The sequence below is a fragment of the Iodidimonas sp. SYSU 1G8 genome (assembly GCF_039655775.1).
Classification (GTDB): Bacteria; Pseudomonadota; Alphaproteobacteria; order SMXS01; family SMXS01; genus RI-34.
In genome coordinates, this window is sequence record NZ_JBBYXJ010000002.1 from 1,124,098 (window position 1) to 1,150,468 (window position 26,371).

24 protein-coding genes and 1 other RNA gene are annotated in these 26,371 nt (G+C 64.9%); 13 read left to right on the forward strand and 12 right to left on the reverse strand.

The window, feature by feature from the left end; genetic code table 11:
* Nucleotides 1-81: 81 nt before the first annotated feature.
* Both WJU17_RS16490 and WJU17_RS16495 read right to left on the reverse strand, forming a co-directional pair.
* Nucleotides 82-963: a 50S ribosomal protein L11 methyltransferase gene (locus WJU17_RS16490; protein WP_346328486.1), complete on the reverse strand. Its 882-nt coding sequence runs from the start codon at nucleotides 961-963 to the stop codon at nucleotides 82-84.
* Nucleotides 960-3,275 carry a UvrD-helicase domain-containing protein gene (locus WJU17_RS16495; protein ID WP_346328487.1) on the reverse strand — a complete coding sequence of 772 codons (2,316 nt, stop codon included), beginning with the start codon at nucleotides 3,273-3,275 and terminating at the stop codon, nucleotides 960-962. The genes WJU17_RS16490 and WJU17_RS16495 overlap by 4 nt, the downstream gene beginning before the upstream one ends.
* A gap of 125 nt (nucleotides 3,276-3,400) precedes the next feature.
* On the opposite strand from WJU17_RS16495, the gene WJU17_RS16500 reads away from it, so the two are divergent.
* Nucleotides 3,401-6,826 (forward strand): AsmA family protein, encoded by a 3,426-nt coding sequence (locus WJU17_RS16500; RefSeq protein WP_346328488.1) that lies wholly within the window; start codon nucleotides 3,401-3,403, stop codon nucleotides 6,824-6,826.
* A gap of 13 nt (nucleotides 6,827-6,839) precedes the next feature.
* Here the strand turns inward: WJU17_RS16500 and WJU17_RS16505 are convergent, their stop codons facing one another.
* From WJU17_RS16505 to WJU17_RS16520, 4 genes are all read right to left on the reverse strand, one after another.
* Complete coding sequence (locus WJU17_RS16505; protein ID WP_346328489.1) at nucleotides 6,840-7,055, reverse strand: ribbon-helix-helix domain-containing protein; 216 nt, start codon at nucleotides 7,053-7,055, stop codon at nucleotides 6,840-6,842.
* A complete protein-coding gene (gene fumC / locus WJU17_RS16510) occupies nucleotides 7,052-8,458 on the reverse strand; it encodes a class II fumarate hydratase (protein WP_346328490.1) in 1,407 nt (468 codons plus the stop codon). The genes WJU17_RS16505 and fumC overlap by 4 nt, the downstream gene beginning before the upstream one ends.
* A gap of 40 nt (nucleotides 8,459-8,498) precedes the next feature.
* Nucleotides 8,499-10,109, reverse strand: coding sequence for a fumarate hydratase (locus WJU17_RS16515; protein ID WP_346328491.1), 1,611 nt, complete (start codon nucleotides 10,107-10,109; stop codon nucleotides 8,499-8,501).
* A 68-nt stretch (nucleotides 10,110-10,177) separates the two neighbouring features.
* On the reverse strand, nucleotides 10,178-10,669 hold the full coding sequence (locus WJU17_RS16520) for a ClpXP protease specificity-enhancing factor SspB (protein WP_346328492.1): 492 nt from the start codon (nucleotides 10,667-10,669) through the stop codon (nucleotides 10,178-10,180).
* Nucleotides 10,670-10,816: 147 nt separating this feature from the next.
* Between WJU17_RS16520 and WJU17_RS16525 the strand changes: the two genes are divergently transcribed.
* Both WJU17_RS16525 and WJU17_RS16530 read left to right on the forward strand, forming a co-directional pair.
* Nucleotides 10,817-11,137, forward strand: coding sequence for a metalloregulator ArsR/SmtB family transcription factor (locus WJU17_RS16525; protein WP_346328493.1), 321 nt, complete (start codon nucleotides 10,817-10,819; stop codon nucleotides 11,135-11,137).
* Nucleotides 11,134-11,784 (forward strand): cation transporter, encoded by a 651-nt coding sequence (locus tag WJU17_RS16530; protein ID WP_346328494.1) that lies wholly within the window; start codon nucleotides 11,134-11,136, stop codon nucleotides 11,782-11,784. Before WJU17_RS16525 ends, WJU17_RS16530 begins: the two co-directional genes overlap by 4 nt.
* Before the next feature lie 16 nt (nucleotides 11,785-11,800).
* On the opposite strand, the gene ssrA is transcribed toward WJU17_RS16530, so the two are convergent.
* Nucleotides 11,801-12,124, reverse strand: a transfer-messenger RNA (tmRNA) gene (ssrA, locus tag WJU17_RS16535).
* A gap of 95 nt (nucleotides 12,125-12,219) precedes the next feature.
* Between ssrA and WJU17_RS16540 the strand changes: the two genes are divergently transcribed.
* Complete coding sequence (locus tag WJU17_RS16540) at nucleotides 12,220-13,014, forward strand: thymidylate synthase (protein ID WP_346328495.1); 795 nt, start codon at nucleotides 12,220-12,222, stop codon at nucleotides 13,012-13,014.
* A complete protein-coding gene (locus WJU17_RS16545; RefSeq protein WP_346328496.1) occupies nucleotides 13,011-13,508 on the forward strand; it encodes a dihydrofolate reductase in 498 nt (165 codons plus the stop codon). The genes WJU17_RS16540 and WJU17_RS16545 overlap by 4 nt, the downstream gene beginning before the upstream one ends.
* Here WJU17_RS16545 and WJU17_RS16550 read toward each other — a convergent pair.
* Together WJU17_RS16550 and apbC are read right to left on the reverse strand one after the other, a co-directional pair.
* Nucleotides 13,478-14,461, reverse strand: coding sequence for a glutathione S-transferase family protein (locus WJU17_RS16550; protein WP_346328497.1), 984 nt, complete (start codon nucleotides 14,459-14,461; stop codon nucleotides 13,478-13,480). The two genes, WJU17_RS16545 and WJU17_RS16550, sit on opposite strands and share 31 nt — an antisense overlap.
* Nucleotides 14,462-14,531: 70 nt before the next feature.
* Nucleotides 14,532-15,626: an iron-sulfur cluster carrier protein ApbC gene (gene apbC / locus WJU17_RS16555; RefSeq protein ID WP_346328498.1), complete on the reverse strand. Its 1,095-nt coding sequence runs from the start codon at nucleotides 15,624-15,626 to the stop codon at nucleotides 14,532-14,534.
* Nucleotides 15,627-15,776: 150 nt separating this feature from the next.
* Between apbC and hflK the strand changes: the two genes are divergently transcribed.
* The 4 genes from hflK to WJU17_RS16575 all read left to right on the forward strand — a co-directional run bounded on the left by hflK (nucleotide 15,777) and on the right by WJU17_RS16575 (nucleotide 19,587).
* Nucleotides 15,777-16,865: an FtsH protease activity modulator HflK gene (hflK, locus tag WJU17_RS16560; RefSeq protein WP_346328499.1), complete on the forward strand. Its 1,089-nt coding sequence runs from the start codon at nucleotides 15,777-15,779 to the stop codon at nucleotides 16,863-16,865.
* The gene (gene hflC, locus WJU17_RS16565) at nucleotides 16,862-17,734 is read left to right on the forward strand and encodes a protease modulator HflC (protein ID WP_346328500.1); all 873 of its coding nucleotides are present in this window, start codon (nucleotides 16,862-16,864) and stop codon (nucleotides 17,732-17,734) included. The genes hflK and hflC overlap by 4 nt, the downstream gene beginning before the upstream one ends.
* Before the next feature lie 6 nt (nucleotides 17,735-17,740).
* The gene (locus tag WJU17_RS16570; protein WP_346328501.1) at nucleotides 17,741-17,929 is read left to right on the forward strand and encodes a DUF2065 domain-containing protein; all 189 of its coding nucleotides are present in this window, start codon (nucleotides 17,741-17,743) and stop codon (nucleotides 17,927-17,929) included.
* 149 nt (nucleotides 17,930-18,078) lie between these two features.
* Entirely contained in the window at nucleotides 18,079-19,587 is a 1,509-nt protein-coding gene (locus WJU17_RS16575) for a DegQ family serine endoprotease (RefSeq protein WP_346328502.1), read from the forward strand.
* 71 nt (nucleotides 19,588-19,658) lie between these two features.
* Here WJU17_RS16575 and WJU17_RS16580 read toward each other — a convergent pair whose 3' ends face one another.
* A complete protein-coding gene (locus WJU17_RS16580) occupies nucleotides 19,659-21,995 on the reverse strand; it encodes a S8 family peptidase (RefSeq protein WP_346328503.1) in 2,337 nt (778 codons plus the stop codon).
* A 141-nt stretch (nucleotides 21,996-22,136) separates the two neighbouring features.
* On the opposite strand from WJU17_RS16580, the gene WJU17_RS16585 reads away from it, so the two are divergent.
* Nucleotides 22,137-22,592 (forward strand): heme-binding protein, encoded by a 456-nt coding sequence (locus WJU17_RS16585; protein ID WP_346328504.1) that lies wholly within the window; start codon nucleotides 22,137-22,139, stop codon nucleotides 22,590-22,592.
* 13 nt (nucleotides 22,593-22,605) lie between these two features.
* Here WJU17_RS16585 and WJU17_RS16590 read toward each other — a convergent pair whose 3' ends face one another.
* Nucleotides 22,606-23,454 carry a phytanoyl-CoA dioxygenase family protein gene (locus tag WJU17_RS16590; RefSeq protein ID WP_346328505.1) on the reverse strand — a complete coding sequence of 283 codons (849 nt, stop codon included), beginning with the start codon at nucleotides 23,452-23,454 and terminating at the stop codon, nucleotides 22,606-22,608.
* Nucleotides 23,444-23,839: an EthD domain-containing protein gene (locus tag WJU17_RS16595; RefSeq protein ID WP_346328506.1), complete on the reverse strand. Its 396-nt coding sequence runs from the start codon at nucleotides 23,837-23,839 to the stop codon at nucleotides 23,444-23,446. Before WJU17_RS16595 ends, WJU17_RS16590 begins: the two co-directional genes overlap by 11 nt.
* A gap of 56 nt (nucleotides 23,840-23,895) precedes the next feature.
* Between WJU17_RS16595 and WJU17_RS16600 the strand changes: the two genes are divergently transcribed.
* Genes WJU17_RS16600 through WJU17_RS16610 form a run of 3 tightly spaced genes read left to right on the forward strand, consistent with a single transcriptional unit; the run spans nucleotide 23,896 to nucleotide 26,371 of the window.
* On the forward strand, nucleotides 23,896-25,239 hold the full coding sequence (locus WJU17_RS16600; protein ID WP_346328507.1) for an aromatic ring-hydroxylating dioxygenase subunit alpha: 1,344 nt from the start codon (nucleotides 23,896-23,898) through the stop codon (nucleotides 25,237-25,239).
* Nucleotides 25,239-26,060, forward strand: coding sequence for an enoyl-CoA hydratase/isomerase family protein (locus tag WJU17_RS16605; protein ID WP_346328508.1), 822 nt, complete (start codon nucleotides 25,239-25,241; stop codon nucleotides 26,058-26,060). Before WJU17_RS16600 ends, WJU17_RS16605 begins: the two co-directional genes overlap by 1 nt.
* Nucleotides 26,057-26,371 (forward strand): cupin domain-containing protein, encoded by a 315-nt coding sequence (locus WJU17_RS16610; RefSeq protein ID WP_346328509.1) that lies wholly within the window; start codon nucleotides 26,057-26,059, stop codon nucleotides 26,369-26,371. The genes WJU17_RS16605 and WJU17_RS16610 overlap by 4 nt, the downstream gene beginning before the upstream one ends.

Consider the following 26,371-nt stretch of genomic DNA (forward strand, 5'->3'; position numbering starts at 1 on the left):
TCGCAAAGGCGCCGCTGTTCAACGGTAGCTGTCAGAACAATGGCGCCCGTGGCGAGAAGCCCCGAAAAGCTTCTGACTGTCCTACCTCTTCCCCAGCACCAACGTCACCCATTGCCCTACCAGATAGCGCTTCAGCAGGCGCATGCCGCGATGGCGGTAGGCGGCGAACACGCCGGCTTCCTGCTGCTTGAGGAAACCGGACAGGACCAGCACGCCGCCCGGCTCCAGCGCGCGGGTCAGGTCGCCGGCCAGCTGGATCAGCGGCTTGGCGAGGATGTTGGCGGTGATCAGGTCGTACGGGCCGCGTTCGCGGATGACCGGATGGTGCAGGCCGACGGCCGTCACCACGTCCATGCGGCCGCCCACGCCATTGTCGCGGGCATTGGCGATAGCGACGGTCACGGCTTCGGGATCGATGTCGCTGGCCAGCACCTTGACCGGCCAGGCCTTGGCGATGGCCATGGCGAGGATGCCGCTGCCCGATCCCACGTCCAGCGGATTACGGGCGGTGCCGGTACGCGCCAGCATGTCGATGGCGCGCAGGCAGCCCGCCGTCGTCTCGTGCTGGCCGGTGCCGAAAGCCATGCCCGCGTCGATCAGGATCGACCAGCGGTCCAGCGCCGGCTTGGGGTGATGGCTGCCATACACATAGAACCGCCCGGCGCTGACCGGCTGATGGTGTTTCAGGGATTCGGCGACCCAGTCGACCGGCGCCAGCTCCGTCACCTCCAGCGCGGCCGGGTCCATGCCCAGGCGCACGAGCGTGTCGTTGACGCGCGCGGCCAGCGCTGCCTCGTCCACCGGCTCGTCCAGCACCACGTCGATGCCCCACAACTGATCGTCGACGATCTCGAAGCTCATCACCACGGGCGGCTCATCGGCGCCGCCGAGCGTGCTGAACAGCGCCTCCAGCGCGGCCACCGCCTTGCGCGGGGCTTCCACATGGACCTGCCAGGCGGTCATGCCGGCTCCACGAAGGAGTCGAGGACGCGCTTGATCCCGGCTTTCTCGAATTCGATTTCCAGCTTGTTGCCCTCCACGTCGACGACGCTGCCATAACCGAATTTCTGGTGAAACACACGCTCGCCGATGGCGAAGTGGGACGGCGCGGTCTGGCTGACGACGATCTTGTCGGCCTTGGCGATGATGGTGCGCGAGGCGTATTGCGACGCGGCGCGCCGCTCACCCAGCGACCGGTAGTCGCCGCTGGCGAAACTGCCGCCGGGCACGCCGCCGCCATAGGCGTTGTAGTTCTGGTAATCGAACCGATTGCCCTGATAGAGGCCGGGAGCGGCCTCGCGGTCCACGTGCTCTTCGGGCAGTTCCTCGATGAAGCGGGACGGCATGGACGATTGCCACTGGTTGTAGACGCGCCGGTTGGCCGCGGCGGTGATGAAGGCGCGCTCGCGGGCGCGGGTGATGCCCACATAGGCGAGGCGGCGTTCCTCCTCCAGCCCGGCATTGCCGCTCTCGTCCAGCGCGCGCTGGTTCGGGAACACGCCTTCCTCCCAGCCGGGCAGGAACACGGCGCGGAACTCCAGACCCTTGGCGCTGTGCAGGGTCATGACGTTGACCTTGTCGTCGTCGGCCATCTCGTCGACATTGGTCGCGAGCGCCACGTGCTCCAAGTATCCGCCCAGATTTTCGAACGGTTCCATGGCGCGGATCAGCTCGCGCAGATTGTCCAGCTTGCCGGGCGCCTCGATGGAACGGTCCATCTGCCACATTTCCGTATAGCCGGATTCGTCCAGGATCATCTCGGCCAGCTCGGTGTGGGGAATGCTGTCCAGCAGCTTGCGCCAGCGCCCGAAATTCTCCACCACCTGCCGCAGCGAGGCGCGCGCCTTGGGACGCTGATCCTCGCTTTCCGACAGCATGCCGGCGGCGACGATCATCGGCACCGCCTGCTGGCGCTGCACGTCGCGCATGGCCTTGATGGCCACGTCACCCAGGCCGCGCTTGGGAACGTTGACGATGCGCTCGAACGCCAAGTCGTCGTCGGGCTGCTGCACCACGCGCAGATAGGCGAGGGCATCGCGGATTTCGGCCCGCTCGTAGAATTTCAGGCCGCCGAGCACGCGGTAGGGAATGCCCACCGTCATGAAGCGTTCCTCGAACTCGCGGGTCTGGAACCCGGCGCGCACCAGCACGGCCATGTGGTTGTAATGCATGCCGTTGCGGTGCAGATCCTCGGCGGTGTCGCCGACGACGCGCGCCTCTTCCTCGCCGTCCCAGACGCCGATCACGCGAATCTTGTCGCCCCTGTCGGTCTCGGTCCACAGCGTCTTGCCCAGACGGCCCGCATTGGCGGCGATCAGGCCCGAGGCGGCACCGAGAATGTGCGGCGTCGACCGGTAATTCTGTTCCAGCCGGATGATTTTCGCGCCGGGGAAGTCCTTCTCGAAGCGCAGGATGTTCCCCACTTCCGCGCCGCGCCAGCCATAGATGCTCTGGTCGTCGTCGCCGACGCAGCAGATGTTGTGGTGCTTCTGCGCCAGCAGCCGCAGCCAAAGATACTGCGACACGTTGGTATCCTGGTACTCATCCACCAGCAGGTACTTGAAGCGGCGGTGATACTCGCCCAGCACGTCGGGATGCTGGGTGAAAATGGTGATGTTGTGCAGCAGCAGGTCGCCGAAATCGCAGGCGTTCAGCGTCTTCAGCCGTTCCTGATAGGCGCGGTACAATAGGCCGCCCTTGCCGTCGAAGGAATAGATGTCCTCGTTCGGCATGCGGTCGGGCGTCAGGCCCTTGTTCTTCCAGCCGTCGATCAACCCCGCGAAGACGCGGGCGGGCCAGCGTTTGTCGTCGATGTTCTCGGCCTGCAGCAACTGCTTGATGAGGCGGATCTGGTCGTCGGTGTCGAGGATGGTGAAGTTGCTGCGCAGGCCGACCAGCTCGGCGTGGCGGCGCAGGATGCGGGCCGCCACCGAATGGAAGGTGCCCAGCCAGGGCATGCCCTCGACCGCCTGGCCGATCAGCTCGGCGACCCGGTGCTGCATCTCGCGGGCGGCCTTGTTGGTGAAGGTCACCGACAGGATCTGGCCGGGCCACGCCCGGCCGGTGGTGATGATATGGGCGAGCCGCGCGGTCAGCGCCTTGGTCTTGCCCGTGCCGGCGCCGGCGAGGACAAGGACAGGGCCGTCCAAGGTGGTGACGGCCAGCCGCTGCGGTTCGTTGAGTCCGCGCAGATAGGGTGGCTCGGCGCCGAAACCGGGCTGGTTCAGGGGGCTCGGATCGGCCGGGAAATCGTCGAGGTCGAAAGGATCTGACATGGTCGTCGCGTTATAGCACGGAGGATTTGGCGGTCAGCAGTTTTCCCTGTGGCATGGGGCGCGGACGGTTAAGGTCTATATATAAACCGATAGACGCTCGTGCGAGGGCGGGAACGGAGCTGTCGTTGAAGAGGGCATGGATCTGGGGTTCGGGCGCGGCCGCCGCGATCATCGTGGCCGGCTTTGCCGTGCCGCGCATGATGGACTGGAGCGATTACAGGAGCGTCATCGAGGGACAGATCGAGGCGGCGACCGGCCGCGAGGCGCGGATCGGGGGGACGGTTCATTTCGCGCTGCTTCCCTACCCGTTCTTTACCGTCCGCGACGTGCGCGTCGCCAATCCCGAAGGGGCCACTGAGGCCGACTTCATCACCGCCGAGTCCGTGGATATCGACGTGGCCCTGCTGCCGCTACTGTCAGGCAAGATGTGGCCCACCGATGTTACTCTGCACCGGCCCAGGATTGCGCTGGAGGTGCTGACCGACGGCGGCAAGAGTTGGGTGTTCTCAAAGGCCGACAGGGCGCGCAAGCGCGACCGGGCCGGCCGACGGCCGCTGTCGGTGCGTGACTTTCGTGCCCGCGACGCCACCATCGTCTACCGTCCGCGCCGCGGCGAACCGCTGGTGCTGGCGGGGGTGAATATGGCCCTTTCGGCGCCGTCGTCCTCCGGCCCATTCGAGATCAAGGGCAACATGCGTCGCGGCGGCGAGCGCCTCGAATTCAAACTTGCGACGGGAACGCTGGGCAACGCACCGGCGCCGTTCGATCTGCGACTGAATGCCCCGGGAAAGACTGTCCTCAAATACCGGGGAAAGGCCTCGCTCGGCCTCGCCGAGCCCGCCATCGACGGAACGCTGGATCTGGTGTCCCGGGATGCGAATGCCCTGCTGGTGTTCCTCGGCGGCCGCGAGAGGCCCGGTCTCGGCGGTGTCAGGCTCGGCGTTAAGGGGACCGTCACCGGGGGGGGCGATGCCTTTACGGCGCGCGGTCTCCAGATCGCTCTCGGCGACACGTCAGCCACGGGAGAGGCCGAGCTGCGCCTCGGCGATGACGCGCATCTGGACCTGCGGCTCGACGCCCAGACCATCGACCTCGATGCCGTGCTCGCGGCCGATACCGACGAGGCGGAATCGGAAAAAACGGCCGCCCTGTTGCCGGGAACCGCGAGCGCGCGGCTTCGCCTCAACGCCGATACGGTGCTCTATCGTCAGCAGGCGCTGCGCAATATCGTGCTGGACGCCCGAGTTGGGAACGGACAGCTGCAGGTTCCCGCCCTCTCGGCGGAGCTTCCGGGCCGCACCTCGCTGACATTCAAGGGCGGTGAAGATGCGGGCGAGAGCCTGAGCGGCACTTTGCGGCTGGTGGCGGGCGACCCGCGCGCTTTCCTCGCCTGGGCAGGCCTCGACCTGACCGACGCGCCGGACGACAGGCTGAAGACGCTGACCGCATCTGCGGATGTCTCCGGTGACACCGGCCTGATCAAGCTGGACAATCTGCTGATCAAGCTCGACGGCACCACGATCGACGGCTGGATCGACCATGGCTTGAAAACGCCTGTCTTCGTGACGGCCGACTTGCAGGCTGACCGTCTCGATCTGGACGCCTACGCGTCGCGCAAGGACCGGGAACAACCATTCGATTGGAGCCGTTTCGCCTTCCTCGCGGACTGGGATGCCGATATCCGCGTGGGCGTAACCCGGCTCGGCGTCGCGGACGCCGCGCTCAATGGGGCCGTCGCCGAAATCGCCCTCAAGGACGGCGTGATGACGGTGCGCCGCGCGGGCGCCCAGGGCGCCGACGGCGGCTCGCTGGCGCTCGAGGGTACCGTCACCGAGTTTGGCCGGCCGCCGCGCTGGAAGCTGATCGGCACTCTGACGGCCGAGCGCCTCGGTGATATCGTCAGCCTCGGCCATGGCAACGATGCGCGCCACGGATTGATGGACAGCCCCGTGGCGCTGGCGTTGACGTCTGAAGGCAATGCCGAGACGGCGACCTTTTCGGCGACCGGTACGGCAGGTGGGACGGACGTCTCCCTTTCCGGCGAGCGCAAGACCTGGAACAAGGAGACTGCCGAGCTGGTAACGCGGCTCGAGTTGAAGAACGGTAGCTGGGCGGCGTTCGCACGGCAGGCCGGTCTGGCGTGGCTCGCGCCCCTTGATGGTCATGATGGTCCGTTCTCGATGAAGGGCACGCTCACCGCCACGGGTGACGTCTACAAGGCCGATCTGGTCGCCGAACTGGCCGGCGGGCGGCTGTTGCTGGCAGGGCCATTCTCGCTGGCCGAGAATGCTGGATCGTATGAGCTGACGATGACGGCACAGGCCAATGACGCGGCGCGCTTCCTGCGCGCGGTCGGGGTCGCGTTCCGGCCGGATCCAGGGGGCGCGGCCGGCGGCTTCATGGCCAAGGGAGCGCTCAAGCGTGACGGCAAGACATTGACGGTGGCTGACCTGCACCTGGAAACAGGCGCCGCCAGTGTCAACGGACGCCTCAGCTGGGACGAAAGCGGTGCGCGCCCCCGCGTCGAGGCCAGCATCGAGGCCGGATCCATCGACATCGATCAGTTCCTGCCGCCGCGTGACGCTGGGCCCGATCTGGTGCGTGAACCGGGCGGTGCGCGCTGGTCGGACGAGCCGTTCGCCTTCGAGGGTCTGCGCGGCGTGGATGGGCGGATATCGGTCAAGGCCGAGCGCATCGCCTATCGCCGCTATGCTTTCGACAAGCCGGCACTGGACGCGGTGCTGGACCAGGGTGTCCTGCGGGTCGGGAAATTCGATGCCGGCCTGTTCTCAGGCAGACTAAGCGCTAGCGGCTCTCTCGACCTGCGCGCGGCGCCGGCCGTGAACCTCGATCTCGCAATTGAGGATGCCTCGGTCGGAGAGGCGCTGGCCGCTGCGGCGGACGTGGATTTCGCCACGGGCCGCTTTGCCATGAAAGGACGCTTCGCGGCACGCGGCGCCAGCGAGCGCGACATGATCGCCACTTTGAATGGCACCGCGACCCTTGAAGCCCAGCACGGTGTCGTGCGTGGCTTCGATCTGCCGCGGCTCAGCAACGAACTACTCGGCCTCAAGCGATATGGTGACTTCATCGACCTGGCCGACGCGGCGCTAAGCGGCGGTGAGACGGCATACACAAGAGCGGGCGGCAGCCTCAACATCCGCGAGGGCGTGGTCCGGACGGATGACCTGACGGCGGCCCTGGCCGCCGGCGAGGCCAAGGCAGCGGCGACAGTCGATCTTCCCGCCTGGACGGTGGATGCCGAATTGGCGCTGGGATTGACCGGGGCGGAACACGTCCGCACGCCCGGTGTCGGCATCCTGCTGACCGGACCGATCGACGATCCACGTCAGAAAAACCGGCTAGGTGCGTTGGGTAAGCATGTCGGCAAAAAGCTGGCCGGGACGGTGCTGCGCGATGTTCTGGGGGACGAGGTCGATGATCCTGACGAAGATCCCGCCGAGCGGCGCGGCAAGACCAAACGTGTGCTCAACAAGCTGCTCGACAAGCTGGAGAAACGGGGCAGGAGCGACGATCCAAGCGGATACTGACGGCCAAGCGTGATCAGCTCGCGGTCTCGCGCAGACGTTCCACGAGCCACGTGCGGATGGCGCTGGAAAGATTCGCGGCGCGGCCTTCGTCGATGGATGTCACGAGGCCGCCGATGCTCTTGCCTTCACGTTCGGCCGCCTCGGTCAGCAGCGTCCAGAACACGGGTTCCAGCGACACGCTGGTGCGGTGTCCCGCGATGGTAATGGATCGTTTGACTGGTCCGCTCAAAGATCGTCCTCCGATGGTCCTAACATCCGTTCGGGCCGCACGGCGCGGTCGAATGTTTCCTCATCCACATAACGCAGGGCGAGGGCCGCTTGTTTCAGCGTCAGGCCATTCTTGTGGGCGTATTTGGCGATTTCCGTCGCCTTGTCATAGCCGATCACCGGCGTGAGCGCGGTGACCAGCATCAGCGATTTGTCGACCAGTTCGGCAATCCGGCCCAAATTGGGCTCTATTCCGGACAGACAACGAGTCCGGAAGCTTTCGCAAGCATCGGCCAATAGTCTGACCGATTGCAGAACATTGTGAGCGATCACCGGCTTGAAGGCATTCAACTCGAAATGCCCTTGGGAATCCGCGATGGTCACGGCGGTATGATTGCCCATTACCTGAACGCAGACCATGGTCAGCGCCTCGACCTGGGTCGGGTTGACCTTGCCCGGCATGATGGACGATCCAGGCTCGTTCTCCGGCAGAGACAACTCGCCCAGTCCCGCCCGCGGGCCGGAGCCGAGCATGCGGATGTCGTTGCCGATCTTGAGCAGCGCCGCTGCCAAGGCGGTCAGCATGCCGGAGAGGGCGACGAAGCCATCATGGGCCGCGATTCCGGCGAACTTGTTCGGCGCGACGCGAAAGGGCAGGCCCGACAGCGCCGCGATCTCCTTCACGATCGCTTCATCGAAGCCGGGCGGCGCGTTGAGACCCGTTCCCACCGCCGTGCCGCCCTGCGGCAGATCGTGCAACTCGGGCAGGCACGTCTTGATGCGGACCAGTGACGCCGCGATCTGCTGGGTATAGCCGGAGAATTCCTGCCCCAGGGTCAGCGGGGTCGCGTCCTGCGTATGCGTGCGGCCGATCTTGATGATGTTGGCCCAGGCGCGGCTCTTGGCGTCGAAGCTCGCCTCAAGGCGCTCCAGCGCGGGAACCAGCTTGTCGCTCAGCAGGCGGCAGACCGCCACATGCATGGCGGCCGGAAACGTGTCGTTCGACGACTGGGCGCGGTTGACGTGGTCGTTCGGGTGCACCAGCCGCTGCTGGCCGCGTTCGCCGCCCAACAATTCGCTGGCCCGGTTCGCGATGACCTCGTTGGCGTTCATGTTGGTCTGGGTGCCGGAGCCGGTCTGCCAGACCACCAGCGGAAAATGATCGTCCAGATCGCCCGCCGCCACTTCCGCCGCGGCGGCGGCGATGGCGACACCAAGTTCGGACTCGAGTCCGAAGCCGGTATTGACGATGGCGGCCGCCTGCTTGATCAGCCCGAGGGCGTGGATCAGGCCAGCCGGCATGCGCTCATGACCGATGGGAAAGTTCTCCAGCGACCGCTGGGTTTGCGCGCCCCAATAGCGGTCAGCCGGAACCTCGATGTCGCCGAAGCTGTCGCGTTCGATCCGTGTCCCGATGCCGCTCACTGTCACTCCTTGTGCGCGGCCTCGACGATGGCGCCGCGCGTCAGATGTCTTCGAAGAAGTCGTTGCCCTTGTTGTCAACGACGATGAACGCCGGGAAGTTCTCCACATCGATCTTCCAGACGGCTTCCATGCCGAAATCCTCGAAGTCGAGAACCTCGACCTTGCGGATGTTGTTCTGCGCCAGGATCGCGGCCGGACCGCCGATGGAGCCCAGGTAGAAACCGCCGTTCTGGGCGCAGCTGGACGTTACCTGCTTGCTGCGATTGCCCTTCGCCAGCATGACCATGCTACCACCAAGCGGCTGGAATTGGGGAACGTAGCTGTCCATGCGTCCGGCGGTGGTCGGGCCGAACGAGCCGCTCGCATAGCCGTCGGGCTTCTTCGCCGGGCCGGCGTAATAGACGATGTGGTCCTTCATGTATTGCGGCATGGGCTCGCCGGCCTCGATCTTTTTCAGGATCGCGGCATGGGCCAGATCGCGGGCGACGACGATGGAGCCTGTCAGCGACAGGCGCGTCTTGATCGGATACTGGTTCAGCGTCCGCAGAATTTCGGCCATGGGCTGGTTCAGGTCGATCTGCGCCACCTCGCCGTCCAGATCGCCTTCGCCCGGCTCGGGCAGATACTGGGCGGGATCTGTCTCCAGCTGTTCGAGATAGATGCCGCTGTCGGTGATCTTGCCTTTGGCTTGGCGGTCGGCGGAGCAGGATACGCCGATACCGATCGGCACGGACGCGCCGTGGCGGGGCAGGCGGATGACGCGCACGTCATGGCAGAAATACTTGCCACCGAACTGGGCGCCGATGCCGGTCTTGGCGGTCAGCGCATGGATCTTGGCTTCCATCTCGATGTCGCGGAACGCGTGGCCGCCCGGACCGCCTTCGGTTGGCAGGTTGTCCAGATCGCGCGCCGAGGCCAGCTTCACCGTCTTCAGCGTCATCTCGGCGGACAAGCCGCCGATCACCACCGCGAGGTGATAGGGCGGACAGGCCGAGGTCCCGAGCGTCTTGATCTTCTCGTCGATGAACGGCAGCAGCTTGTCCTCTCGCAGCAGGGTGGGCGTGCCCTGATAGAGGAAGGTCTTGTTGGCCGATCCGCCACCCTTGGCCATGAAGAGGAACTTGTAGGCGTCGCCGGGCGTCGCGTAGATGTCGATCTGCGCCGGCAAATTGGTCTTGGTGTTGACCTCCTCGAACATCTTGAGGGGCGCCATCTGCGAATAGCGCAGATTGGTGTTGGTGTAGGTGTCCAGCACGCCGCGCGACAGCGCTGCCTCGTCGTTCTCGCTGGTCCAGACATACTGGCCCTTCTTGCCGACAACGATGGCCGTGCCCGTGTCCTGGCAGCTGGGCAGCACCATGCCGGCCGCGACGTTGGCGTTCTTGAGCAGCTCAAGCGCCACGAAGCGATCGTTCGCCGATGCTTCCGGGTCGTCCAGGATCTTGCGCAGCTGGGCCAGATGTCCCGGACGCAGCAGATGCGCGATGTCGCGCATGGCGTCGCGCGCCAGCAGGGCGAGTCCGTCGCCATCCACGGTCAGGATCGACTTGCCGCCGATCGTTTCACGGCCCACGAAGTCGCTGGTCAGCTTCTTGTAGGGCGTGGTGTCCTCGCCCAGCGGGAACATCTCTTGAAAGGCGAATGCGTTCATCGGGACCCTCGGTGTTTCGGGGCGCCAGCCGGCTGTCGTGTGACGCCGACTCGGCGGTCGGCGGCGGATTATTGTTTGCGGAAGATATCCAGGGCAATCACGTTGTTGCCGCCGTCTTCGGCGGGCTGCCCTTCGGCTTTCGCGGGCTTCTCGGCGGGCGCCGGCGCTTCCGCCTCGGGTGCCGCCACCTCGCGGAACTGCAGGGCGAACTGCACGCTCGGGTCGAGGAAGCCGACCAGGGCATCGAACGGGACGGTCAATTTCTCGGCCTTGCCGTTGAAGCTCAGCTTCACCGAGAACATGTCCTCGGTCACCGTCAGGTCCCAGAACTGATTCTGGAGCACGATGGTCATGTCCTTGGGATGCAGCGCCCGGAGATATTCGGGGATGGCGACGCGCGGATGCGTCGTGCTGAACGCCAGGTAAAAATGGTGGTTGCCGATCAGGCCGCCTTTGGCGGCGTCGGCCAGCAGGTCGCGTACCACGCCGATCAGCGCGGCGCGGATCAGCGCGTCATAATCGATGGACCCGCCATCGGATGTCTTTTGTCCGGAAGTCATGGTGCCTCAGCCTAAACGCGCCGTCACAGGAGTCAATTATGCGCCCCCGGGTTATACGTCAATTCTGCGCTTGCGCCGGAATTGTTTATTGACGCAATCGTGTATCGATTTAAGATATGAATATCTGTTCAAATGTACTGGTATGTAATGCCCGATCGCGAACACCTCCTCCCTCAGGTGGCCGACACATTCAAGCTGATGGGTGATCCGTCACGCCTTGCCATTCTGATCCGCTGTCTTGATGGCGCCGTGGCCGTGGGCGAGATCGCCGAACGGCTCTCGCTTTCGCCATCGCTGGTCAGCCATCACCTTCGGCTGTTGCGCGCGGCGCGGCTCGTACGGGCTGAGCGACGCGGCAAACAGGTCTTCTATGAGGCAGAAGATCATCACATCCGCTGCATCGTCGCGGACATGATGGAACACGCGGCCGAGGAAGCGGGCCTCGATACGGACAGGAGCGCGGCATGAGCGGGTGTTGCGGCGGCCACGATCACCACGGACATTCGCACGACCATGACATGACCGGTGTCTACCGGAACATCCTGTGGATCGCCTTCGGCATCAACGCGGCCATGTTCGGCGTCGAGGCGATTGCCGGCGCGGTCGCCGGATCCGTGTCTTTGCAGGCCGATGCGCTCGATTTCCTGGCGGATGCCGCCAATTACCTGATCGCGCTTTTCGTGCTCAACCGCACCATTCAGTGGCGCGCGGGCGCGGCCCTCGTGAAGGGCGGCGCCATGGGCATGTTCGGACTCTACGTGCTCGGGTACTCGGTCTACACCGCGACGACGGGCGGTGTTCCCGAGGCGCCGATCATGGGTGTGGTCGGCGCCATGGCGCTGGTGGCCAACGTGGCGACGGCGATCATGCTCTACCGGCACCGCAAGGGCGATTCGAACCGGCAGTCGGTCTGGCTGTGCAGCCGCAACGACGCCATCGCCAATGTGGCGGTGATCGGCGCGGCAGGCCTCGTCTACCTGACGCAGAGTCATTGGCCTGATCTGGCGGTGGGGTTCTTCATGGCGGCGCTCAGCCTGCACAGCGCCTGGCAGATCATTCGCCAAGCCCGAGGCGAGCTGCGCGAGGGTCGGGCACATGGTCACCCGGCGGAATAGACTAGCTGGAGAGTGAAGTGACGGGGCTTCTGTTGCCCGGTGCCCCGCCGAACCGCGCTTAAGCATGCTTATTAGGCAGCTACTGCGAATGCCTCATTATCGTTGGCATTTGTACAATCGGCCCGATAACGGCGGCTACCATACCGAGCGAAAGACAGGTCTTTACCACGCACGTCGATCCTATTTCGCCCCCATGAACCCAACCTCTCGGAGGGTGAATGGTGGAGGCGCCGGGTACCGCCCCCGGGTCCGTAACGCTTATTCCACAAGCCGTTTATCGCCATAGTCGGGTTGCCCCGACAGACCCTATATAGGCCGTTCCCACCGATTGTTAAAGAGGGGCGAACTGCGGTGGGACGCCGTCATTTGGGGGAGGTCTGTCATGACCGGACAGAATCGGGTTATAAAACGCCAGATGCGAACCCGGAGCAGCCCGTGAAACAGTATCTCGACCTCATGCGCCATGTCCGTGACCATGGCACCGTGAAGACGGACCGGACGGGCACGGGCACGAAAAGCGTGTTCGGCTATCAGATGCGCTTCGATCTGGCGGAGGGCTTTCCGCTCACCACCACCAAACGGCTGCACCTGAAGTCCATCGTGCACGAGTTGCTGTGGTTCCTCACGGGCGAAACCAATATCCGCTACCTGAAGGAAAACGGCGTCAGCATCTGGGACGAGTGGGCCGACCAGAACGGGGATCTTGGCCCGGTCTATGGGCATCAGTGGCGCAGTTGGCCCACGCCGGACGGTCGGCACATCGACCAGATCGCCAATGTCATCGAGCAGATCAAGCTGAAACCCGACAGCCGCCGCCATATCGTCAGCGCGTGGAACGTGGCCGAGGTGGACGAGATGGCGCTGCCGCCCTGTCACTGCCTGTTCCAGTTCTACGTGGCCGACGGCAAGCTGTCTTGCCAGCTCTACCAGCGCAGCGCCGATATTTTCCTCGGCGTGCCGTTCAACATCGCCTCCTATGCGCTGCTGACCGTCATGATGGCGCAGGTCTGCCGGCTGCAACCCGGCGAGTTCATTCATACGTTCGGCGACGCGCACCTCTATCTCAACCATCTCGAGCAGGCCGACAAGCAGCTCCGACGCGAGCAATTGCCTCTTCCGACGCTGCGGCTCAACCCGGCCATCACCGATCTGTTCGCCTTCACCTATGACGACATCGTCATCGAGAATTACCAGGCTCACGGCCACATTCCCGCGCCGGTGGCGGTATGACCGTCTCTCTGGTTGTCGCCATGGCCGCCAACCGTGTGATCGGCAAGGCCAACGGCATGCCGTGGCGCCTGCCCGGCGAGCAGAAATATTTCAAGGCGGTCACCATGGGCAAACCCATGATCATGGGCCGCAAGACCTACCAATCCATCGGCCGTCCGCTTCGGGGCCGCGCCAACATCGTGGTGACGCGCACGGGTGAGGTGGATGCCGAGGGCATCACCGTGACCCATGATTTTCACGAGGCGTTGCTGCTTGCGCGGGTCATCGCCGAGGGGAACGAGACCGACGAGGTCATGGTGATCGGCGGCGGCAACATCTACGAACAGGCGCTGCCGCTGGCCGACCGGATCTACCTGACCGAGATTCACGCCGACTTCTACGGCGACACGTTCTTTCCGCCGCTGGGCGACCAGTGGCACGAGGTTTCGCGCCTGCCGGGCACGCCGCCCGAGGGCGGTCCCGCCTATGACTTCGTCGTGCTGGAGCGCGCCTGAGCGCCGATCCGGCCGCGCCCGTGCGGCGCGTCGAAATTGAGATCCGGGCCGATGGGCACGATGCCGGTCGGGTTCACCTTGGGATGACTCTCGTAATAATGGTGCGCGATATGGTCGAAATGCACCGTCTCGCGGATTTCGGGGATCTGGTAGATCTCGCGGGTGTAGCCGAGCAGCGACGGGTAATCGACCAGGCGCCGGCGGTTGCACTTGAAGTGTCCGTGATAGGCCGTGTCGAAGCGGATCAGGGTCGGGAACAGCCGCAAATCGGCTTCCGTCAGCGCGTCGCCGCAGAGATAGCGCTGCCGCGATAGCCTGTCTTCCAGCTCGTCCAGCATCTCGAAGACGCCGGCGACGGCTTCGTCATAGGCGTCCTGGCTGGTGGCGAAACCGGACTTGTAGACGCCGTTGTTAAGGCTGTCGTAGATCCGGGCCGAGATCCCGTCGATCTCGGGCCGCAGCGGCTCGGGGTAATAATCGTCCGGCGCCGCGCCGATTCCGTCGAAGGCGCTGCCCAGCATGCGCAGGATGTCGGCCGACTCGTTGTTGACGATGCAGTTCTGTTGCGTGTCCCACAGCACGGGCGTCGTGGCCCTGCCCTTGTAGTCGGCCGAATCCGCCCGGTAGACGTCCATCAGGTGGCGGGCGTTCAGCAGCGGGTCGGCGATGACCCCGGGTCCGGCATCGAAGCTCCAGCCCTCGGGCCCCATGTACCAGTTCACCACCGAGATCGGAATCATGTCCTTGATCCGTTTCAGGGCGCGGATGATCAGCGTGCGGTGTGCCCAGGGGCACGCATAGGCCACGTAAAGATGATAGCGGCCGGCTTCGGCCTTGAAACCGCCCTTGCCGGTGGGTCCTGCGGCGCCATCGGCCGTGATCCAGTGACGAAAGGTGGAGTCCTCGCGTTCGAAGCGTCCGCTCTTGCCTGTCCGGTTGTCCTGCTTGGCCATGATCTGCTCCCATTGCTGAGAGGAGAACGGGATGAGTCGGCGGGTGTTCCGTTTTCGCCGCTGGCCAGCGTCAGTTGAACGAGATGCTGGGACCCTTGCGCCCGCCGCCGGCGCCGATCTTGGCCGCGATCTTGCTGGCGATTTCCAGATAGGCTTGCGCATGGGGGCCGTTCGGTTCCTTGACCACGATCGGCGTACCCGCGTCGGCGCTTTCGCGGATCGCCATGTGCAGCGGCACCTCGCCCAGAAAGTCCACGCCCAGCTTGCCGGCTTCGGCGCGGGCGCCGCCATGGCCGAAGATGTGAGATTCATGGCCGCATTGTGGGCAGATGAAAGTGCTCATGTTCTCGACGATACCCAGCGTCGGTACCTTCACCTTCTCGAACATGGCAAGGCCCCGGCGCGCGTCCAGGAGGGCGAGATCCTGTGGGGTGGACACGATCACGGCCCCGGTCAGCGGCACGCGCTGGGCGATGGTCAGCTGCGCGTCCCCGGTGCCTGGCGGAAGGTCGAGCACCAGCACGTCCAATTCCCCCCAGGCCACGTCGCCCAGCATCTGGGTGATGGCGCTGACCACCATGGGGCCGCGCCAGATCATGGCGGTTTGTTCGTCGACCATGAAGCCCATGGACATGCACTTCATGCCATAGTTCTCCATCGGCAACAGCACCTTGCCGTCGGTCTTCGGCCGGCCGGTCAGTCCCATTAGCCGGGGCACGGACGGGCCGTAGATATCCGTGTCGAGCAAGCCGACCTTGAGGCCGAGCGCCTGCAGCGCAAGGGCGATGTTCACGGCGGTGGTCGATTTGCCCACGCCGCCCTTGCCGCTGGCCACGGCGATGATGGATTTGACCTGATCGATGCCCGCGCCCTTTTTCGTGCCGTCCAGCGACGTCGGCTTGCGCGCTTCCTCGCCGCGTTCGGCGGTGAGCACCGCGGTGACGGCGGTCACGCCGGCCAAGGCTTGCACGGCCCGTTCGGCCGCATGGCGCAGCGGTTCCTGCTCGGGGCCTTCACCCGGCCGCACGGCGAGCGCGAACCGGACCCTGCCGTCCTGCACATGGACCCCCTGCACCCGTCCGTCGCTGACGATGTCCCGTCCGGTCGCCGGGTCGCGCACCGCGCGAAGGGCGTTGATGACGTCGGATTCCGTGATCGAGGGCATGGTCGGACACTCCAGAAGGCGACTTCATATAGAACGTTGCAAACAACTTGATAAGAGGTTCTGGTCTACCGAGCACCCGTTCCTATATAGAGGGACAACCAGAGCCCCCGGATTGTGCGGGGCCAATCACTGACGGAGGAAGATCCGCCGATGCCTTGGCAGAACAATCCCGGTGGCGGTCGAGGCCCTTGGGGCCAGGGGCCCCGCCAGAACGGTCCGACGCCCCCTAATCTCGATGATCTGTTCCGGCGCGGCCAGGACCGTATGAAGACCATGATGCCCGGCGGCTTCGGCGGCAAGAAGGGCATTATCATCGGCGTCGGCGTCCTTTTCATGCTTTGGCTTCTGAGCGGCATTTACCGGGTTGTCCCGGGCGAACAGGGCGTCGAACTGATCTTTGGCCGTTGGGATGGCACGACCAAGGCGGAAGGCCTTCACTGGGTGCCGCCGGCGCCGATCGGCAAGAGCTTCACGCCGCGCGTCGCCGAAGTACGGCGCCTGGAAGTCGGGTTCACCACCGGCGAGGGCGCGCGGACCAATGCCGCCGAGCGTAACGCGCCGACCGAAAGCCTTATGCTGACTGGCGACGAGAACATCATCGATATCGACTTCGAGGTGTTCTGGCAGATCAAGGACGCGGGCCTTTACCTGTTCAACATCCAGGGACAGGAAGAAACCGTGAAGGCCGTGGCCGAAAGCGCCATGCGCGAAGTGGTCGGCAGCCGCCCCCTGGAGACCGCATTGACCCGGGGGCGTCTCGAGGTCGAGGAAGAAACGCAGGAGATGATGCAGCAGATTCTGGACAGCTATCAGGCTGGCGTGCTGATCACCGACGTCAAACTGCGCAAGGCCGATACGCCGCCAGAGGTCATCGACGATTTCCGCGATGTGCAGGCCGCCGGCGCCGACCGCGAAGCCCGGATCAACGAAGCGCAGCGCTACCGCGCCGAGGTTGTCCCCGCTGCCCGAGGCGAGGCCGCCCAGATCGTGCAGCAGGCGGAAGCCTACAAGGCCGAGGTCGTTGCCCGCTCTCAGGGTGAGGCGGCGCGCTTCACGTCGGTCTACAACGAATACCGGCAGTCGCAGGACGTGACAAAGCGCCGGATGTATCTGGAGACGATGGAAGAGATTCTGCGCAACGTGAACAAAGTCGTCATCGACAGCAAAGGTGCCTCGGGCGTAGTGCCCTACCTGCCGCTGCCCGAAGTCCAGAAGCGTCAGCAGGGAGCCGGCCAGTGAACCCGAAATACACCGTCGCCGGTCTGGTCCTGGGCGGCATCGTCCTGGTCCTCCTCTTTACCTCACTCTTCACCGTGCAGGTCACCCAGCAGGCGCTGATCCTCCAGTTCGGTAGTTATGTGCGGACAGTTCGCGAGCCGGGCCTGCATATCAAGGCGCCTTGGCAGGACGTCACCTACATGGACAAGCGCGTGCTTGCTCTCGATCTGGCGCCGCAGGAAGTCATCGCCTCGGACGAGAAGCGCGTCGTCGTCGATGCGCTGGTACGTTTCCGCATCAACGATCCCCTGCAGTTCTACAAGACGGTGCAGGGTGACGAGCGGATCGGCCGCGCCCGTCTGGGCACCACGGTGGTTTCAGCCATGCGCCGGGTCCTCGGCAGCGAAGACTTCAATGTTTTGCTGACCGATCGCCGCAGCGAATTGATGAACCGCATCCGTGACCTCGTGGGCGAGGGCGTGAAGCCGCTAGGCGTCGAGATCATCGACGTGCGGCTCAAGCGCGCCGATCTGCCCCCCGAGATCAGCCAGGCGATTTTCGAGCGCATGCAGAAGAACTACAACGAGCAGGCCGCCGGCCGCCGCGCGAGCGGCATGGAGGAGGCCCAGCGCATCCGCGCCGAGGCGGATCGTGAAAAGGCCGTCATCATCGCCGAGGCCAACAGGCAGGCCCAGATCCTGCGCGGCGAGGGCGATGGCGAGGCGGTGAAGATCTTTGCGGAATCATTCGGCAAGGATGTGAACTTCTTCGAGTTCTATCGCTCGATGCAGGCGTACCGTGCCACGATCGGCAAGGAGGACACGCTGGTCCTGTCGCCGGATAGCGACTTCTTCAAGTACATCCGCGACATGAACGCCACCGGTCGCTGACGCGGCATGTGGGCCGATCTGGCTGTTGCGTTCGGGTTGATGCTGGTGATCGAGGGCGTGCTGTATGCGCTCGCCCCCGGCACCATGCGCCGGGTGATCGAAGCGGTGACGGCGTTGCCCGAGCAGACCATGCGCTTTACGGGTATCGCCGTCGCCATTGCCGGTCTTATCATCGTGATGTTCGCGCGCGGCTAGATGCGCGAGGCACGCAGGGGACCGTTTTCTTGAAAGCGAAGGTTGGTCTGCTTAATTTCTCCTGTGCCCCGCCCTGCGGGCGCAATTCGGCGGAGGCCAACCGCCGTTGAGGTTCCCCTCTCGCTAGGTCAAGGAAAAGGAGCGGCTTCGTGAGCCCAAGACATGACATGCCGGAACCCACTCAACTCCGGCGGAACGGCGTTTTCCAGCGTTTCCTGATGGTAGCCCTGCTCGCGTTTTTCTCGGCGGCCACTATCGCCCCGGCGTCGGCGCGCCCCGCGCCCGAAGGCTTTGCTGACCTCGCTGAGCGGCTGCTGCCCTCGGTGGTGAACATTTCGACCACCCAGGAAGTCGGAAGCCCCTTCGGCGAAACCGGCGAGGACGGCGAGCAGCAGCAATTGCCGCCCGGCATTCCCGATTTCTTCCGCGACTTCTTCGAGAACCGGCGCATTCCGCCACAGGAAGCCCACGCCATGGGCTCGGGCTTCATCATCGATCCCAGTGGCGTGATCATCACCAACAATCATGTGGTGGATGGCGCCAACAAGGTGGTCGTCATCCTGAACGATGGCACGGAACTGGACGCCGAGGTTCTGGGACAGGACCGGCGCACCGATATCGCACTGCTCAAGGTCAGCAGCCCCAAGCCGCTTCCCGCGGTGCAGTTCGGCGATTCCGACAAGCTGCGCGTCGGTGAATGGGTCATCGCTGTCGGCAATCCTTTCGGCCTCGGCGGTACGGTGACCGCCGGTATCGTCTCGGCGATCGACCGCGATATCAACGCCGGCCCCTATGATGATTTCATCCAGACCGATGCGGCCATCAATCAGGGCAATTCGGGCGGTCCGCTGTTCGACATGGACGGTAACGTCGTCGGCGTGAACAGCGTCATCATCTCGCGGACCGGCGGCAATGTGGGCATCGGCTTCTCGATCCCGTCGCGGCTCGTCCAGCGCGTCATCACCGATCTGCGCAAGTATGGTCAGGTGCAGCGCGGCTGGCTCGGCGTCGGTATCCAGCAGGTGGATCAGGCCATCGCCGACAGCCTCGGGCTGAAGGAAGCCAAGGGCGCCATGATCACCAACGTGGTGGAGGGCGATCCGGCCGAGAAGGCGGGCATCAAGAGCGGCGACGTGATCCTGCAGTTTGACGGCAAGGAAATCGCCGACACCCGGGCCCTGCTGCGCGCGGTCGCCGACACCCCCGCCGGCCAGAAGACCCCGGTCATCGTATGGCGTGATGGCGCGCGCAAGACCCTCAGCGTGGAGGTCGGCCAGATGCAGCCCGACGACGAGAAGCCCGCTGCCGGAACCGAGAAGGCCGAGCAGCCGGCAACGCCGGCGGGAAGCTCGGTCGATGTGCTCGGCATGACGCTGGCGGCCATTGACGACGCCGCCCGCAAGGAACTGCAGCTGCCGGAAAAGGCGACGGGTGTCGTCGTCGCCAAGGTCGATCGCGTGAGCGAAGCGGCCCAGAAGGGCATCAAGCGCGGCGACATCATCGCCCGCATCGGTGACCGGGATGTCAAGACCCTGGCCGAGGCCAAGGCGGCGGTGGCCGCCGAGAAGAAGTCCGGCAAGGCCACGACCCTGCTGAGGGTACGCCGGGGTGACAACTTCCTCTTCATCGCGCTGAAGGCGAAGGAAGAGAAAAAGTAGAGACCCGAACGCCGGGTTCTCCGGCTGACGGGAAACGGGGCGGTCCGGCGACGGGCCGCCCTTTTTCGTGCCTAGAAGCGCATGTCGGCGCGGAGCAGGACCATCAACGCGTCCGCGGCACTCGCCACGTGATTGGGGTTCATCCGGTAGATCAGGTTGCTCTGGAGGCTGACCAGCCCACCGTCCCAGAAAGCGTGGCTGATTTCGACATCGACCTCTCGTCCGGTAGGAGCGAGGTTGAGCATGTGACGGTCGAACAGGACCGCATCGGTTTCGGCGTCGCGGCCGGTCGGCACGTCCAGCGTGGCGCGGCCGGTCTCCACACGGAGCGGCTGGGAAATGGCGAAGCCGATGCTGTGTCCGGCGAGCGGCGTCCGCCAGACGGCGCCCAGGCTGTAGGATGAGGTCTCGATGCCCGAATAGGAATGTAGAAGCGCCGAACCCTGCTCCGCGACACCCGTCCAGCCGCGGCCGGCATTGGCCACCAGGGTCACGTCGCCAAGCCGATAGGTCGCCGACAGCGTCACGAACCGGGTGGTGGCGCCCTCGATGCCGTCGAACGCGCCGGTCGCCACCGTGTCGAGCAGCGTTCCTTCCTCATGCAGCACGCCGAACTGGGCGCCGATGGCAAGGGCGCCGCCCACCGCATGATCGATCTGGAGGGCGGCCAGCTCGCGCTTGACCGGTTCCATGCCCTCGAATGGTTCGAACCGGCCTGTGTTGGCCGCGAACCCCAGACTGGTATACGCGCCCAGTTGCTGGCGCAGCGCAATTCCGGTGCCGTCCTCGGTGAACTGCAGATACGCCCCGCCCGGCTGCGCTGACCGCAGCATGGCGGTCTCGGGAGCCATGTCGAATGTCTGCGCAAAAGCGCCGCCATGACTGACGCCAATGACCGTGCCGGGGGCTAGGGCGTGGACGAAGCTAAAGGACATATCCTCGAAGCGGCGGTCCATTCCCAGATTGGGAAACAGGGCCGTCTCGTCCAAAACGCCCCATTCATCGGTGAATGACATCTGGAACGCGCCGATGCCGGGCACGTAGCCGCTGGTACCGCGCCGGTAGACGCTGGACCGTGCGAAGCTGGCCATGTCGAATCGGCTGTCGGTCATGCTGCCGATACTGGTGTTGAAGTTCGCCACATACGCCCTGTCGTACTTGTCGATGACGATGGTGCCCTGCAGCAGGGCCGAGGCGGTCTGGTCGCCGGTGATGGAATCGCCGAAGGCCGCGCCGAAGGAAATCGTGCTGTTCTGGGCCGCGATGCCGCCAGCGCTGGTCGGCACGGACAGGATCCCCTGTGGCGAAAGAGCCGCCTCGATATCCAGAAGTCCGGCGCCATAGACCGCGTCGACGCCCGCCGCGCCGCGGTCACGCGCCGTGTCGAGCAGGATCTGAACCACCTCTGCGCCATCCAGATTGGGAAAGCTCTCCAGCATGAGCGCCACGGCGCCGGCGACGATTGGCGCCGAGAACGAGGTACCGCTTTGGGTGACGACGGTCGACCCTGCGTCGGTGGTTTGAACGGCGGCACCGGGGGCGACCAGGAAGATTCCGCTGGCAGTCCCCGCGCGGTTCGAAAAGCCGGCAATGGTATCGCTCGAAGTGCTGGCGCCGACGATCAGCGACGTCCCCAGCGCCTCGGGTGACAGGGCAAAGCCAGTCGAGCCGGTGGGATTGGCGCCGCCATCGTTTCCGGCTGCGAAGACGAGGACGACGCCGGCGGCCGCGGCGCGCTGCTGTGCCGCGAGAAGATCACCTGTGGGCGCGTTGTCGCCGCCATGCGACAGGTTGATCACCCTGGCGCCATTGTCGATGGCATAGTTGATGGCCGCCGCCAGGTTGGTGTTGTTGAACGTGCAGGAGGGGTTGCAGCTGCCGGGGGTATCGGCCCGGACCATGAGCAGCGTGGCGTCGTAGGCGATGCCATGAATGCCGACGCCGTTCTTCTCGGCCGCGATCAGGCCGGCGACATGGGTGCCATGCATGGAATCCGGCTGCAAAATGCCTCGGCCGACCACGACGTCCTGGCTGAGGGGCGACAGATTGGCGCCAAACTCGGAATGCGCTGGATCGATACCCGTGTCGACGACGGCGACCACGATGCCATCGCCGGTTATGCCCGCCTCGTACGCCGCAAGCGCATTGACCCGGCCAAGTCCAAAATTGCGACGGTATTCCGAGGTGTTGAACGGGCTAGTCGGCGTCGGGGTGGGGGTGGGCGTCGGCGTCGGCGCGGGAGTGGGAGTGGGAGCGGGCGTCGGCGTCGGAGCGGGAGTCGGAGTCGGACTGGGCGGTGCCGGCGTCAGACCGCCGCCACCGCCGCCGCCACAGGCCGTCAGCATCACGGTCGTGGCCACGATGGTACCCAGCACGGGCGCACTACGAGTCAGGTTTCTTATGCTCATGATTGCCGCCCCCCAGCGACGCCGGAATCGTCAGCGTTCATCGTCCTTTAACCAACAAGCCAATGCAACCCCGAGACGGCAGGTTGCGGAAGGGCGGTCAGGGCGGATAGTCTCGTGGCCTTCTAAACAGGGGGACGATCCATGGCCGATTCCAAACCGACGCCCACACTGGCATCCAAACAGGTCCTGACGCTGGAGCTTGCCAAGCTGATGGCCGAAGGCGCCGAGGCGTATGGCGCGGAAAAGGGCTTGCCGCCGCTCGGCATCGCCATCGTCGATGATGGCGGTAATCTGGTGCTGTTCCACCGTCAGACCGGCGTGGTCGAGGGCGGTGCCCGTTATTCGCGCCTGAAAGCACAGACCGCCGGCCTCCTGGGCAGCAGCACGCGCTTCATTGGCGATCTGGATTTCGCCGATGCGAACCGGCCGTTGGGGATCGGCCAGGTCGAACATTTCACCGTAACCCCCGGCGGGTTCCCGATCCGCTCCGGAGCGGGCCAGCTGCTCGGCGGAATCGGCGTCTCGGGCGCCGCCGCCGAGGATGACGAGGCTGCGGCGAAGGCGGGAATCGAGGCGGTCAAAGCCTATCTTGGCTAGATCCGCCCCGGTCTCAGTGGTCCAGCAGCCTTAGCGGGCTGCGGCCTTCGACGAAACCCATGGCGGCGCCCACGACCCACCATCCGGTCAGCCGCTGCAGGACGCGCGGCATCTCGCGGACCGTCTCGCGCGGCACCGCCAGATACTGGTTCTCCTGCTGACGCAGCCAGGCGCGGCAATACAGGATGATCACCCCCCGGCGGATACTGTCGGCGCTGACATTGGCGCCGCCGCCATGCCAGAGCGCGCCGGTCCAGAGCAGCACCGATCCTGCCGGCATCTCCACGTTGATGGCCTTCTGCGCCGGTTCGCTCTCCGATGGCGGATTATGCGAACCGGGAATCACCAGCGTCCCGCCATTCTCTGCGGTGAAGTCGTCGAGCGCCCAGATCGTCGAGACGGACAGCGGCGCGTGCGGGTCGGGCAGGTTATAGAAGCCATCGTCGCGGTGCAGGGTCTGGGCCGGCTGCCCAGGATGGAGCGTCGCCGCCGTCAGGCTCGAAAGCTGGATCTGGTCCTCCATATGCGCTTCGCTGATGGCCACCACGTCGGGATGCGCGGCCAGCGGCCAAACCGACCGGGCCTTGCCCAGCAGGCCATAGGGGCGCTGGGTCTTCTCGCCCAGGAAGGCGCTGCGCGCGAAGCCGGTACCGCTGTTCACGTCATCCAGGCCGTTGCGAATATCCTCCAGCTGTGCCGGGCTCAGCGCATTCTTCACGATCACATAGCCATGTTCGGCGAGATGACCGATCTGCGGCGCCAGCCGCTCGCGGTCGGCGTCCGTGGATATCCGGTCGCCATACTCGGCTTCCTGAACCGACTTGCCAAACGGATCGCGGCCATAATCGCCATCAGCGCGCATGCGACGTCTCTCCTAACGCAATGATCTCCCTTTCCTCATTGTACCAGAGCGGCGACTGGGCAAGGTCGATGAACTTGCGCTCGTCCTCAAGCAGCACGCGGCCTGCTTCGCGCCCGGCGGGATCGCGGCCGACGGCCTCTATATCCTCGCGGCTGTCCCAGTACAGCTCGGCGATGCCATCGAACGGCTCGGGCGCGCCGCGGCTCAGCGCCAGGCCGGCGGACAGGGCGGCGTCGCCGAGCGAATGGGTCTGCACGTAGCGGCGGACCCGCATCGCCTGCATGAAGCTGCGCACCAGCGGCCCATGGTGGTTCAGCCAGTAGTCCTGGAATTCCTCGCGCGACAGATGGGGCAGGCGGCGCAGGCAAAAGGTCAACTTAATCATATTGAATCTTTCCCCCCGTTTTTTATGCTGCGTCAGCATAGCGGGGAGACATGCGGATGGCTACGAAGGCCGAGGATGTCGTGGGGCGGACGCCGCCTTTCGATCCGGCGAAACCCTTGCCTGATCTGGGAAGCGAGCCAATCTCCGGCGAACGGTTTCATTCCCGGGACTGGATGGACAAGGAATGGACCCGCATGTGGCGCAGGGTCTGGAACATGGCCTTCCGCGCGAGCGACGTGCCCGAGCCGGGCGACACCTTCACCTACGAACTCGGCAAGGAGAGCTTCGTCTTCGTTCGCGGCCATGACGGCCGGATCCGCGGCTTCTACAATGTCTGCCAGCACCGGGGAAACCTGCTGATGCTGAATGGCGAGGGCTGCGGCCACGTGGAGAGCTTCCATTGCGGCTATCACGGCTGGCAGTGGAACCTGGAGGGTGTGCTGCAGCACATTCCCGATGTGGAAACCTATCCCCAGTTCCGCGATGGCGTGCCTGCCCACACGCTCGGCATGGAGCCGGTCGAGACCGATATCTGGGGCGGCTGGGTGTGGTTCAAGATGGATCCCGGCGGGCCAAGCCTGCTGGAGTTCCTCGACCCCATTCCCGCCCACCTCGATCCCTACGAAATCGAAAAGTGGGACATCATCGATTACAAGACATTCGAATGGCGCTCGAACTGGAAGGCCGTGTGCGACGCCTTCAATGAAAGCTACCATTTCCAGGCGCTGCATCCGCAGATGATGCAGTGGTCGAACGGCATGGCCACGGTGGAACTGCTCGGCATCCACAGCCGTATGGTCAACGAATATGGTACCGTGGATCCACGCTATCACGACCAGAAGGATCCAGGGCCGGAAATGCGCCAGTTCATGGGGCTGCTGGGCATCGATCCCGATACATTCGACCGGCCGCCACAGGAAGTCCGGCTCGAGCTGCAACGGCTCAAGCGCTCCGTCCAGGACAAAACCCATCTGCCGTATCGGAAGCTGCGCGACGACCAGCTTTCCGATACCTACCACTACACGATCTTTCCGAACGTCTCGTGGAACGTCACGTCCGAGACCATCAACGGCTTCCGCTACCGGCCGCACCCGAGCGACCCCAATATTTCCTACTACGACCTGATCATCATGCGTCACGCGCCGCCGGGCGTGCCGAAGATGGACTACACGCACCGGGTGATCCCGGCGGACAGCATGCCCCGCTCGTACCGGGACGTGCTCGACATGGACATGCATCCGATCATCTCCAAGGTGCTCGAGCAGGACGGCGCCAATCTGGGCGCGGTCCAGCGCGGCCTCAGTTCCGACGGGTTCCGGGGCATGGTGCTGTGCGACCAGGAATTGCGGGTGCGCCTGTTCCATCAGGTCGTCGAGGATTATGTGGAGGGCAGGCGCTGATGGCCTCGGTGGTCTCGTTGGAATGGCCGTCGGACGGCGTCGCGCTGGTCACCATGACCAATCCCGCGATCAACAATCACGGCTCCTGGGCCGGCATTCACGAGCTCTGGCAGACGCTGGTCGCCGCTCGCGAAGCCGGGGCGCGCGTCGTCGTGCTGGCTTCGGGCGTGCCGGGACACTGGTTCGAGCATGCCTGGCTGCGCGACCTGTCCAACATGTTCCAGCGCAAGGAGCTTTCCGGTCCGTCCGACGGCTGGTTCGGCTGCCTCACCGAGCTGTCCAAGACTGACATGGTGTCCATCGCGGCCATTTCGGGCGACACGTCCGGCGGCGGCTGCGAGATCGGCTGGGCGTGCGACCTGCGCGTCGCCGAGGAGCAGGTGCTGTTCAGTCAGCCGGAAGTGCGCATCGGCGTCGGCACCGGCATCGGCGGCACCAGCCGTCTGGTGCGGCTGATCGGACGCACCGTCGCCGCCGAGATGGTGCTGGACGGGGCGCCGGTGACCGCGCGGCGTATCCATGAACTGGGCGGCGTGAACAAACTCGTGCCGACGGGGAAGGCGGTCGAGGTCTCGCTGGCTTGGGCGATGCGCCTTGCCTCCCATCCCGCCGATGCGCTGGCGGGCATGAAGCGCATGCTGGCCCAGTCGGAGGAGCATCCGCTGACCGAGGCGATCATGAATGACCAGAAGATATTCCAGTCGTTCTCCGGCAAGCCGGACGCCATCGCCAGGATGGAGGAGGTGCAGGCCAAATTCGATGCGGGCGCCACCATTCGCGATACCTACTGGCCGGACGAGATCGGTGAGGGCAAGCCATGAGCAGCCTGTACTCGGCGCGGAACAGGGAATGGCGCGCAACGCCCTTTCCGGGCATCGAGATCTGCCCGATGGGCGGTGGTGACGCGGTCAACAGCGCGGCGTATCGGGTCGCGGCGGGCGTCGTCCTGCCGCCGCACCAGCATCCTGTCTGGGAACTGGTGACCGTCTTGTCGGGAAGCATCCGACTGGGCGATGCGGTGATGAAGCCGGGCGACGTTCTGCACACCGGGCCGGGTGAAACGCACGACATCGAGGCGCACGAGGAAAGCGTGTTCATTGTGACCGTCGGGCAGGACCGGCAACTGGGCTGA

Excerpts from the sequence above, each read along its gene's own strand:
- WJU17_RS16490 (WP_346328486.1), bottom strand. The coding sequence starts at position 963 with ATGACCGCCTGGCAGGTCCATGTGGAAGCCCCGCGCAAGGCGGTGGCC.
- WJU17_RS16495 (WP_346328487.1), bottom strand. The coding sequence starts at position 3,275 with ATGTCAGATCCTTTCGACCTCGACGATTTCCCGGCCGATCCGAGCCCC.
- WJU17_RS16515 (WP_346328491.1), bottom strand. The coding sequence starts at position 10,109 with ATGAACGCATTCGCCTTTCAAGAGATGTTCCCGCTGGGCGAGGACACC.
- WJU17_RS16520 (WP_346328492.1), bottom strand. The coding sequence starts at position 10,669 with ATGACTTCCGGACAAAAGACATCCGATGGCGGGTCCATCGATTATGAC.
- WJU17_RS16525 (WP_346328493.1), top strand. The coding sequence starts at position 10,817 with ATGCCCGATCGCGAACACCTCCTCCCTCAGGTGGCCGACACATTCAAG.
- WJU17_RS16530 (WP_346328494.1), top strand. The coding sequence starts at position 11,134 with ATGAGCGGGTGTTGCGGCGGCCACGATCACCACGGACATTCGCACGAC.
- WJU17_RS16545 (WP_346328496.1), top strand. The coding sequence starts at position 13,011 with ATGACCGTCTCTCTGGTTGTCGCCATGGCCGCCAACCGTGTGATCGGC.
- WJU17_RS16550 (WP_346328497.1), bottom strand. The coding sequence starts at position 14,461 with ATGGCCAAGCAGGACAACCGGACAGGCAAGAGCGGACGCTTCGAACGC.
- apbC (WP_346328498.1), bottom strand. The coding sequence starts at position 15,626 with ATGCCCTCGATCACGGAATCCGACGTCATCAACGCCCTTCGCGCGGTG.
- hflK (WP_346328499.1), top strand. The coding sequence starts at position 15,777 with ATGCCTTGGCAGAACAATCCCGGTGGCGGTCGAGGCCCTTGGGGCCAG.
- WJU17_RS16570 (WP_346328501.1), top strand. The coding sequence starts at position 17,741 with ATGTGGGCCGATCTGGCTGTTGCGTTCGGGTTGATGCTGGTGATCGAG.
- WJU17_RS16580 (WP_346328503.1), bottom strand. The coding sequence starts at position 21,995 with ATGAGCATAAGAAACCTGACTCGTAGTGCGCCCGTGCTGGGTACCATC.
- WJU17_RS16585 (WP_346328504.1), top strand. The coding sequence starts at position 22,137 with ATGGCCGATTCCAAACCGACGCCCACACTGGCATCCAAACAGGTCCTG.
- WJU17_RS16590 (WP_346328505.1), bottom strand. The coding sequence starts at position 23,454 with ATGCGCGCTGATGGCGATTATGGCCGCGATCCGTTTGGCAAGTCGGTT.
- WJU17_RS16595 (WP_346328506.1), bottom strand. The coding sequence starts at position 23,839 with ATGATTAAGTTGACCTTTTGCCTGCGCCGCCTGCCCCATCTGTCGCGC.
- WJU17_RS16600 (WP_346328507.1), top strand. The coding sequence starts at position 23,896 with ATGGCTACGAAGGCCGAGGATGTCGTGGGGCGGACGCCGCCTTTCGAT.
- WJU17_RS16605 (WP_346328508.1), top strand. The coding sequence starts at position 25,239 with ATGGCCTCGGTGGTCTCGTTGGAATGGCCGTCGGACGGCGTCGCGCTG.
- WJU17_RS16610 (WP_346328509.1), top strand. The coding sequence starts at position 26,057 with ATGAGCAGCCTGTACTCGGCGCGGAACAGGGAATGGCGCGCAACGCCC.